Source organism: Paracoccus thiocyanatus (assembly GCF_900156255.1).
Taxonomy (GTDB): Bacteria; Pseudomonadota; Alphaproteobacteria; order Rhodobacterales; family Rhodobacteraceae; genus Paracoccus; species Paracoccus thiocyanatus.
In genome coordinates this window covers 17,768-27,552 of sequence record NZ_FTMK01000030.1, presented here as the reverse complement: position 1 = coordinate 27,552, position 9,785 = coordinate 17,768, and the positions used below count along the sequence as shown (strand labels likewise).

Genomic DNA, 9,785 nt, shown 5'->3' with positions numbered 1-9,785 from the left:
ATCGGACAATGCTTTGAAGATACGCTCAAATACTCCCGCGGCACCCCAATCCCGGAAACGGCGGTAGACCGAGTTCCATTTCCCGAACTCCTCCGGAAGATCGCGCCATTGCGCCCCAGTCCGAGCGATCCAGAAAACCGCCTCGAGAAAAAGGCGTGCATCACCGCCCGTTCGGCCGGGATCGGTCTTCTTGCCCAAGCAATGCGGCTCAATCTTCGCCCACTGGCAATCCGTGACGATGTAGCGTTCAACTGGCATCCAAACCTCCCGTTTGGAAAGCTTGAATCAGAAATCAGCTGACAGGGGAATCCTGATACTCAACAGACCCTAGACCGTGTCGAGGTAAAGTTCGACGGTTTCCTCGTCCGAAAGCTCGGCCATGTAGTGCAGTTCCTGGCGCTTGGTCATGACGAAATTCTCGATCAGATGCGCGGGGAAGATCCGCGCGATCTGCGGCGAGGTCTCAAAAGCGTCGATGGCCGCGCCCCAACTGCCGGGAAGCTGTTCCAGCCCCTGTTCATAGGCATTGCCGCGGATCGGCGGCGGCGGCTCGGCCCGGTCCTCGATGCCGTTCAGCGCCGCGCCCAGCACCGCCGCCACGGTCAGATAGGGGTTCACGTCACCGCCCGCGACGCGATGCTCGATCCGGCGCGCCTTGGGCCCGGAGGAGGGGATGCGGATCGCCGAGGTGCGGTTTTCATAGGCCCAGCCGATGCCGGTGGGCGCATGGGCGTTCGGCACCAGCCGGTCGTAGCTGTTTTCATGCGGGGCGAACAGGAGGGTCGAGCCGGGCATGGCGGCCAGGCAGCCGGCGACGGCATGGCGCAGCACCGCCGAGCCCTGCTCGCTGCCATCGTCGAAGACGTTGCGGCCCTGGCGGTCCAGCACGGAAAAATGCATGTGCATCCCCGAGCCGTTCCATTCCTCATAAGGCTTGGCCATGAAGGAACCGGCAAAGCCGTATTGCCGCGCCAGCCCCTTGACCAGCAGCTTGAACAGCCAGGCGTCGTCGGCGGCCTTCATCGGGTCGGCCTGGTGCATCAGGTTGATTTCGAACTGGCCGGGCGCCGCCTCGGATATGGCGGTGTCGGCGGGAATGTCCATCGCCTCGCAGGCCAGGTAAAGCGCGGTGAAGAAGCGGTCAAAGGCGTCAAGCGCGCGCAAGCTTAGCGTTTCCGCCCCGGTGCGGCGCTTGCCGGACCGCGGGCTGGGCGGCACGCGAAGCTGGCCGCCGGAATCGTCGATCAGGAAGAACTCCAGTTCGGTCGCGACCACCGGGGTCAGGCCCGCGGCCTGGTAGCGTTCGACCACGCGGGCCAGCGCCTGGCGGGGATCGCCCTCATAGGGGCGGCCGTCGAGGTGGAACATCCAGATCGGCAACAGGCCGGTCGGCGCTTCCAGCCAGGGCATGGGCATGAAGCCGCGCTCGGTCGGCAAAAGCAGCCCGTCGGGATCGCCGGCCTGAAAGACCAGGGGGCTGTCCTCGATATCTTCGCCCCAGATGTCCATGTTCAGGACCGAAAAGGGGAATTTCGTGCCTTCGGACAGGATCTTGTCGGCAAAGCGTGCCGGGACGCGCTTGCCGCGCGCCACGCCGTTAAGGTCGGCGGCAGTGATGCGGATGGTCTTGACTTCGGGATGCTCGCGCAGCCAGTCCATGATGTCACCTGATGAGATTGGGCCTGTAACGGATCTTTTTCGCCGCGCCCGGCAGGTGGCGGTTCAGCCTGCGGTTCACCAGGCCGAACAGCGCGATCAGTCCCAGGGTCAGCAGCACGAAATAGCCCGCCACGATCGGATAGGCGACGAAGGGGTTGAAGGTCTTGTCGGCGAAATAATTGGCGTAATAAAGCGCGTCGCCCCGCTGCTGAAAGGCCGGAAAGCCGGAAAAGAACACCAGCGTCGTGGCGTGGAACAGAAAGATCGCCTCGTTGGTATAGGCCGGCCAGGCCAGCCGCATCGCGTGGGGCCAGACCACCCGGCGCCAGCGGGTCCAGCCGGCCATGCCATAGGCTTCGGCGGCCTCAAGCTCGCCCTTGGGCAGGTTGCGCAGCGCGCCGTGGAAGATCTCGGCGGAATAGGCGGCGGTGTTCAGGATCAGGACCAGAAGCGCGCCCGCCCAGGCGCGGGTCATCCAACTGGTCTGGATGGTGATGCCCAGCACGTCGATGCCGGCCCGCGGCAGTTGCACCAGAATTTCATAGGCCAGGAAGAACTGGATGAAAAGCGGGCTGCCGCGGAACAGGAAGATGAACCACTCGGCGGGCTTGCGCAGCCAGCCATTGCGGCTGGCCTTGGCCACCGCCAGCGCATTGGCCAGGAAGAAGCCGAAAAAGACCGCCAGCCCCGCGAAATAGACGTTCCAGATCAGGCCCGAGCCGATCAGCGTGACCTGTTCGCACAGGGTGAATTCGCTGCGCGGCAGCAGCCTTTCGCCCAGGCCAAGCGCGCGCAGCCCGTAATCCTGGATGGTTTGCAGGCATTGGTTCATGGCGCGGCCTTTCGCATCGCCTCGCCTGCGGCGGTGGCCTGGCCGCGCGACAGCCTGGTGCGGATGCGGTCGAAGACCCGTTCCGACCCCCAGGTCATCAGCAGGTAAAAGGCCAGCACGCCCAGGAAATAGTAAAGCCGCCAATCGGGATGCGGATAGGAATAGGCGCTGGTCTTGGCGCTGCCCAGTTCCCGCGCCCAATAGACGATGTCCTCGACCCCCAGCACGAACAAAAGCGGCGTGGCCTTGATGAGGATCATCCACAGATTGGCAAGGCCCGGCAGGGCATAGGTCCACATCTGCGGGATCAGGATGCGCCGGCTGACCTGGCGCGGGGTCATGCCGTAAGCTTCGGCCGTTTCAAGCTGCGCCTGCGGGACGGCCCGCATGGCGCCATGCAGCACATTGGCGGCAAAGGCGCCGAAGACCACGGCAAAGGCGATGACCGCCAGAAACAGCCCATAGGCCTGATGCACCCATTCCGGGCTGGTCGAAAGCGGCAGCTTGGCGGCGGCGCAGACGATGAACTCGTTGCCCTGGCGCACCGGCACCGAGGGGTCGCAATAGACGCGCGAGCGCAGCCATTCGAAGCCCTGGTCCATGGCGATGGGCACGAACAGGAAGAAGATGATGTCGGGCACGCCCCGCACCATCGAGGTATAGACGCGCCCGAACAGCCGCAGCCCCGCCAGGCGCGAACGCACCGCCAGCGCGCCGCCAAAGCCGAACAGCAGCGCCGCCGGCGCCGTCACGGCCAGAAGCAGCAGCACCGTGCCGAAGCTGGCATAGAACAGCATGTGGTTGCCGGTCGTCAGATAGCAGGACAACCAGGCAAACCCTTGGAGGGCAGAGGGATCGGTGCAATGGGAAAACATCTTGCTGCCGGCCAGGCCGCCGCGGCACTTACCGCGGCGGCGCCAACCAGATCATTCGTGCGTCTGGGCTTCCTCGCCGAAATATTTCGTGATCAGCGCGTTCAGGCTGCCGTCCTGTTTCATCGCGCCGATGGCGGCGTTGAAGCGTTCGCGCAGCTCGTTGTCGGACTGGCGCACGCCGATGCCGATGCCTTCATCCAGCCGGACCTGTTCGCCGACGAAGATCAGGTCATCGCTGTCCTCGACAAAGGGGCGCATGACCTCGTGATCGCCAAAGGCGGCATCGGCCTCGCCATTGCGGACGGCGGCGAAGACCTGGTCGATATTGGGATATTCCAGCATCGTGGCCTGGGTCGAGGCGACATGCGAGGCCTGGACCGTGCCGGTCTGGACCGCGACGATGCCGCTTTCCAGGTCCGCCGCCTCGTCAAGCGCGACATAGGACGAAGGCGCGGGCGGCAGGTAGTTTTCGGTGAATGCGATGACCTGCTTGCGTTCCTCGTTGATGCTCATCGCCGCCATGATCGCGTCATAGTTCGACGAGACCAGGTTGGGGATGATCGAATCCCAGTCGTTCTTGACCCAGGTGCATTGCAACTCGGCGCGCTTGCACAGTTCGTTGCCCAGATCGACCTCGAAGCCGGCGACCTGGCCCTGGTCGTTGATCAGGTTGTAGGGAGGATAGGCGCCCTCGGTCGCGATCCGCACCGTCTGCGCCATGCCCATGCCGGCGGTCAGCGCCAGCGCGGCGGCGGCAAGCATCAGTTTCTTCATGGTTCACTCTCCTGTCGGTTTTTCATTCGGCCATGGTCGCGCTTAGGAACTGGCGCAGCCTGTCGGACCGCGGCGCGCCGAAAAGCTGCGCCGGCGGTCCCTCTTCCTCGATCCGGCCCTGATGCAGGAACACCACGTGGTCGCTGACATCGGCGGCCAGCCGCATGTCATGGGTCACAAGAAGCATGGTGCGATGTTCGGCGGCAAGGTCCTTGATGACGCGGACCACCTCTTGCTGCAATTCGGGGTCCAGCGCGCTGGTCGGTTCGTCCAGCAGCAGCGCCCGCGGCTCCATGCACAATGCGCGGGCGATGGCGGCGCGCTGCTGCTGGCCGCCCGAAAGCTGTGCGGGCCAGGCATCGGCCTTGTCGCCTATGCCGACCTTGGCCAGCAATTCGCGCGCCTGCGCCTCGACCTGGGCCGGGCTGCGCTTCAGCACATGGACCGGCGCCTCCATGACGTTTTGCAGGATGGTCATGTGCGACCACAGGTTGAACTGCTGGAATACCATGGACAGGTTGGTGCGCAGCCGCGTCACCTGCGCGCGGTCGGCGGGCGCGCGGGCGGCCCCGCTGCCGCGCCATGCCACCGCCTCGCCCTCGAACAGGATTTCGCCCTGCTGGCTGTCTTCAAGCAGGTTGCAGCAGCGCAGAAGCGTGGACTTGCCCGACCCGGACGAGCCGATCAGGCTAATGACATGCCCGCGCGGCGCGGACAGGCTGATGCCGCGGATGACCTGAAGCGGCCCATAGGCCTTGTGCAGATCCCGGATCTCGATCACCGGGACGGCGGCCGGATCGGGGCTGGCAGGCGGGGCGGACAGGGTCGGTTCTGTGTGGTTCATGCGGATATGAGGCGATATTTGCCGGGCCTTTGCAACGCTTTCGTCACGGGCTTTCCGGGTGGGGCGGCGGCGGCAGGCAGGGTGGGCGGGGCCGGCCAGGCGAGGCGGGGCTGTGCCTTCACTTGCCCGACAGTCCCAGGTCGTCCTGCGCCCTTTGCCGCGCCAAGGCCGAATCGCGGTCGTTCACGCCCAGAAGCCCGGCCACCAGCCGCACCAAGGATTCCTCTTCGGCATCGCGGCTGCCGTCGGCATAGGCGACCTCCCACAGGGCGGCGACGATCTCTTGCCGGTCGTCCAGGTCCACGCGCTCCTTGATGGTGCGGGTGAAGCGGACGGTGTCGGGGGCCTCGGCCTCGATCATCTCGGCGGCGGCGCGGCGTTCGGCCGCCTCGGCCGGGGACAGCCCCTGGCGCCGGGCCAGGACCTGGTCGATGCGCTGCTGTTCGACCAGGCCATAATGGTCGTCGGCGCGGGCCAGGCGCACCAAGAGCGAAGCGACGGCGACTTCGGCATCCTGGCTGCTAAGCTGCGAGGAATCGGGACGGTCGGCGAAAAGCCGGCTCAGAAGATTGCGAAACATGATCGGATATTAAGGTATTTTTGCGCCGCAACAATATGGCACGCGCAGTTTGTCAGGCAGTTTCCCAGCCCTCGACGATGGCCAGGTCGGCGATCGAGCAGGGCTGGCGCAGCGCCAGCGCCGCCCGGTATTCCGGGCTGTGATAGCAGGCGCGGGCGGTTTCCAGATCGGCGAATTCGATCACCACGGTGCGGGGGCGCATCTGGCCCTCGACCACTTCCTGCGGGCCGCCTCGCACCAAGAACCGCGCGCCATAGCGGGCAAAAACGGCGGCATTGGCCTGGCGATAGGCTTCGTATGCGGCCGGGTCGTCGACCGTGACATGGGCGATCCAATAGGCTTTGGGCATGGTTTTCCCCTGTGGCTTTCGGGCCCGATCATGCCGCTCGGGGCCGCCGGCGCAAGCCGCTTGCGGCGCTAGTAACGCTGCGGCACATAAAGGTCGTGCGGCAGAACCTCGCGCTCGTAATCGGGATTGAAGACCCGGTCGGGCAGGGTGACGTCTTCATGCGGCACCGGACCATAAGGGATCATGGTCAGAAGATGCGCCATGCAGTTCAGCCGCGCCCGCTTCTTGTCGTTGCCGGGCACGATGTACCAGGGCGCCTCGGGGATGTTGGTGCGCTCGAACATTTCTTCCTTGGCCTTGGTGTAATCCTCCCAGCGGATGCGGGATTGCAGGTCCATGGGCGACAGCTTCCACTGTTTCAGCGGGTCGTGGATGCGCATCAGGAAGCGCATCTGCTGTTCCTCGTCCGTCACCGAGAACCAGTATTTCACCAGCCGGATGCCGGAACGCACCAGCATCCGCTCGAATTCCGGGACGTCGTCGAAGAATTGCTGCACCTCCTCCTCGGAGGCGAAGCCCATGACCCGCTCGACCCCGGCGCGGTTGTACCAGCTACGGTCGAACAGCACGATCTCGCCCCCCGCCGGCAGGTGGGGGACGTAGCGCTGGAAATACCACTGCGTCTTTTCGCGGTCCGAGGGGGCAGGCAGGGCCACCACGCGGGCGACGCGGGGGTTCAGCCGCTGGGTGATGCGCTTGATCGCGCCGCCCTTGCCGGCGCTGTCGCGGCCCTCGAAGATCACCACCACCTTTTCCTTGTGATGGGCCACCCAGTCTTGCAGCTTGATCAGTTCCGACTGAAGCCGCAGAAGTTCGCGAAAGTAATCGGCGCGCGGCATCTGGTCGGGATGGGTATCGCGATAGATGCGGGCGATTTCCTGCGACAGGACCGCATCTTCCAGTTCGATCTCGACATCTTCGTCCAGCGTGTCCTGAAGTTCGGCTTCCAGCCAGTCCTTGGGCGCCTGGTCCTGCATGTGGATCTCCTGCTGCGATTGCCTGCGATCTAGCCTTGGAATGTGACAATTGGGTGTCGGCGGTCAGAACAGCCCGGCGCAGTCGCGGATCATGCCAAAGGCAAAGCCGCCGCCGCTGGCATCCGCCACCGTGCCGCACCAGCGGCCGTCATCGGAAAACAGGCTTTTGCTGCCTTTGGGGCGATAGGCGACGCGCTTGCCGCCCAGGTCGAACAGGTTCAGCGTGCCGGCGCCATTGGGCGCATAATAACCCACGACCGCGCCGTCGGCGGTAAAGATCACCCGCTTTTCATTGGCCGGGTTGCCGGGCGAGTTGGCGTAGCGCGCGGCGCTGTTGGCCGGGCTTGCCGCCGAATTGGCCGCGGCATGGGGCGAATTCGTGATCCTGGCCGGCGCGTTCTGCGGCGCGCCCGGCCCCAGGTCGAAAGGCAGGCGCGTCTGGTCCAGCACGAAAAGCGGCGCATCCGCCAGGGCAGGCAGGGCGATCAGGGCGAATAACGGGACAAGGCGCATGTCGGGACCGCTCCAATGATCCCGACACTATGGCGCGCCGCGGCGGTTCAGACCAGCCGTTCGTTATCCATCGCCGCGCGGACGAAGCCGGCGAATAGCGGCGCGGGCTGGAACGGCTTGGATTTCAGTTCGGGATGCGACTGCACGCCGATGAACCAGGGATGGTCGCGGTATTCCACCACCTCGGGCAGCCGGCCGTCGGGGGACATGCCGGAAAAGCACAGGCCCGCCCCTTCCAACTGGTCGCGGTATTTGGCATCCACCTCGTAGCGGTGGCGGTGGCGGTCCTCGATCTCCAGCGCGCCGTCATAGACTTCCGAAATCTTCGAACCCGGCGCCAGCACGGCGGTATAGGCGCCCAGCCGCATGGTGCCGCCCTTGTCGTCGGTCAGCTTGCGGCTGACGGTATAATTGCCCTGCACCCATTCCTTGAGGTGATAGACGACCGGGGTGAAGCGGGTCTTGCCGGCCTCGTGGTCGAATTCTTCCGAGCCGGCATCGGGCATGCCGGCCAGGTTGCGCGCCGCCTCGATCACCGCCATCTGCATCCCTAGGCAGATGCCCAGATAGGGCACCTTCTTTTCGCGCGCATATGTGGCGGCGGCGATCATGCCTTCGGTGCCGCGCTCGCCAAAGCCGCCGGGCACGATGATGCCGTTATAGCCGTCCAGCAGATGCGCGCCCTCGCCCTCCAGCTTTTCGCTGTCCACCCAATCGGCCTTGACCCGCACCCGGTTGGCCATGCCGCCATGGGTCAGCGCCTCGGCGATGGATTTATAGGCATCCTCAAGCTGGGTGTATTTGCCGACGATGGCGATGCGGACCTGGCCCTCGGCATGGGTCAGCCGGTCCATCACGTCCTCCCACCGGGTCAGGTCGGGGCGCGGCGCGGGGCTGATCTGAAAGGCGTCCAGCACCGCCTGGTCGAGGCCCGCGCGATGATAGGCCAAGGGCGCCTCGTAGATCGACTTCAGGTCATAGGCGGGGATCACCGCATCGGGCCGGACATTGCAGAACAGCGCGATCTTGGCGCGTTCCTTTTCCGGGATCGGCTGTTCGCTGCGGCAGACCAGAACGTCCGGCGCAATGCCGATCGAGCGCAGTTCCTTGACCGAATGCTGCGTGGGCTTGGTCTTCAACTCGCCCGAGGCGGCCAGATAGGGCAGCAGCGTCAGATGCACGAAGATGCACTGGCCCCGCGCGCGTTCCTGCGAGAATTGCCGGATCGCCTCGAAAAAGGGCAGGCCCTCGATATCGCCCACGGTGCCGCCGATCTCGCACAGCATGAAATCGACCTCATCCTCGCCCACGGCCAGGAAGTCCTTGATCTCGTTGGTGACATGCGGAATGACCTGGATGGTCTTGCCCAGATAGGCGCCGCGGCGCTCCTTTTCCAGCACGTTGGAATAGATCCGGCCAGACGAGACCGAGTCGGTCTTGCGCGCCGAAACCCCGGTAAAGCGTTCGTAATGGCCCAGGTCCAAGTCGGTTTCGGCCCCGTCGTCGGTGACAAAGACCTCGCCATGTTCAAAGGGGCTCATGGTGCCGGGATCGACGTTCAGATAGGGGTCCAGCTTGCGCAGCCGCACGGTAAAGCCGCGCGCCTGCAACAGCGCCCCCAGCGCCGCCGATGCCAGCCCCTTGCCAAGCGAAGAAACCACGCCGCCGGTGATGAAGATGTAACGCGCCATCGAGGGACCCCCGTGAGTAATCCAATAGAAGATCGCGGCCCGAATCTGGCCGGCATCACGGGGGGCAACTCATATCCGATTTGTCCCGTGGCCGCAACGGACCGCAAGTTGTTGTAAGGGGCGCCTGAGGCGCCCCCAAGGTGTGGTATCAGTTAGCGGCCGGTGCCGGCGCTTCGGGGGCCGGGGCATCCGGCGCGGGCGTGCTGGCCGGCGGCGTCACCGGGACGGCGGCGGCCGGGGCCGGGGTTTCGGCCGCCGGTGCGGCTGCGGGCGGCGCGACGGGCTGGCTGGCGCCCGGAACCACGGGCTGGCCGGCGCCGGGCGGTGGGGCATAGTCGCCGATGCCGGGCAGGCTGGTCGCCGGCGCCTGCTGGCTGCCCCCAAGGTTCAACTGGTCGACAAGCGAGCTGCTGGAGGCGTTGCGCGCCGCAATCAGCGTCAGCGTCATCGAGGTGATGATAAAGGCGATGGCAAAGATCCAGGTCAGACGGGACAGCGCGTTCGCCGCCTGCCGGCCGGTCATGACGCCGCCGCCGCCCCCGCCGCCGCCCATGCCAAGGCCGCCGCCTTCGGACCGTTGCAACAGCACCACTCCGATCAGCAGCACGGCAAGGATCAGGTGCACGGTAAGAACGACGTTTTCCACCACGGGGCCTTTCAATCAGCGACGCGCCTATCTAGTCACCAAGGC

Annotated in this window: 12 protein-coding genes; all 12 read right to left on the bottom strand. The window is 65.3% G+C overall.

Annotated features, from left to right (window positions below):
• Nucleotides 1-258 (bottom strand): transposase (locus F3H32_RS15810; RefSeq protein WP_149766661.1); only part of this gene is annotated, 258 nt, incomplete at its 3' end.
• 69 nt (nucleotides 259-327) lie between these two features.
• Nucleotides 328-1,659 (bottom strand): glutamine synthetase family protein, encoded by a 1,332-nt coding sequence (locus tag F3H32_RS15805; protein WP_149766660.1) that lies wholly within the window; start codon nucleotides 1,657-1,659, stop codon nucleotides 328-330.
• 4 nt (nucleotides 1,660-1,663) lie between these two features.
• Nucleotides 1,664-2,491 (bottom strand): ABC transporter permease, encoded by an 828-nt coding sequence (locus F3H32_RS15800; RefSeq protein ID WP_115755791.1) that lies wholly within the window; start codon nucleotides 2,489-2,491, stop codon nucleotides 1,664-1,666.
• Entirely contained in the window at nucleotides 2,488-3,366 is an 879-nt protein-coding gene (locus F3H32_RS15795; protein WP_149766659.1) for an ABC transporter permease, read from the bottom strand. Before F3H32_RS15795 ends, F3H32_RS15800 begins: the two co-directional genes overlap by 4 nt.
• Nucleotides 3,367-3,417: 51 nt before the next feature.
• A complete protein-coding gene (locus tag F3H32_RS15790; protein ID WP_115755789.1) occupies nucleotides 3,418-4,140 on the bottom strand; it encodes a transporter substrate-binding domain-containing protein in 723 nt (240 codons plus the stop codon).
• 22 nt (nucleotides 4,141-4,162) lie between these two features.
• Nucleotides 4,163-4,984 carry an ABC transporter ATP-binding protein gene (locus F3H32_RS15785; RefSeq protein ID WP_149766658.1) on the bottom strand — a complete coding sequence of 274 codons (822 nt, stop codon included), beginning with the start codon at nucleotides 4,982-4,984 and terminating at the stop codon, nucleotides 4,163-4,165.
• Between the two features lie 118 nt (nucleotides 4,985-5,102).
• Complete coding sequence (locus tag F3H32_RS15780; protein ID WP_149766657.1) at nucleotides 5,103-5,564, bottom strand: tellurite resistance TerB family protein; 462 nt, start codon at nucleotides 5,562-5,564, stop codon at nucleotides 5,103-5,105.
• A 52-nt stretch (nucleotides 5,565-5,616) separates the two neighbouring features.
• Nucleotides 5,617-5,913: a DUF1330 domain-containing protein gene (locus F3H32_RS15775; RefSeq protein ID WP_149766656.1), complete on the bottom strand. Its 297-nt coding sequence runs from the start codon at nucleotides 5,911-5,913 to the stop codon at nucleotides 5,617-5,619.
• 68 nt (nucleotides 5,914-5,981) lie between these two features.
• A complete protein-coding gene (ppk2, locus tag F3H32_RS15770; protein WP_115755785.1) occupies nucleotides 5,982-6,890 on the bottom strand; it encodes a polyphosphate kinase 2 in 909 nt (302 codons plus the stop codon).
• Nucleotides 6,891-6,953: 63 nt separating this feature from the next.
• Nucleotides 6,954-7,403 (bottom strand): hypothetical protein, encoded by a 450-nt coding sequence (locus F3H32_RS15765; protein ID WP_149766655.1) that lies wholly within the window; start codon nucleotides 7,401-7,403, stop codon nucleotides 6,954-6,956.
• Between the two features lie 47 nt (nucleotides 7,404-7,450).
• A complete protein-coding gene (locus F3H32_RS15760) occupies nucleotides 7,451-9,094 on the bottom strand; it encodes a CTP synthase (RefSeq protein WP_115755783.1) in 1,644 nt (547 codons plus the stop codon).
• A gap of 148 nt (nucleotides 9,095-9,242) precedes the next feature.
• The gene (secG, locus tag F3H32_RS15755; RefSeq protein ID WP_149766654.1) at nucleotides 9,243-9,740 is read right to left on the bottom strand and encodes a preprotein translocase subunit SecG; all 498 of its coding nucleotides are present in this window, start codon (nucleotides 9,738-9,740) and stop codon (nucleotides 9,243-9,245) included.
• Nucleotides 9,741-9,785: the final 45 nt, after the last annotated feature.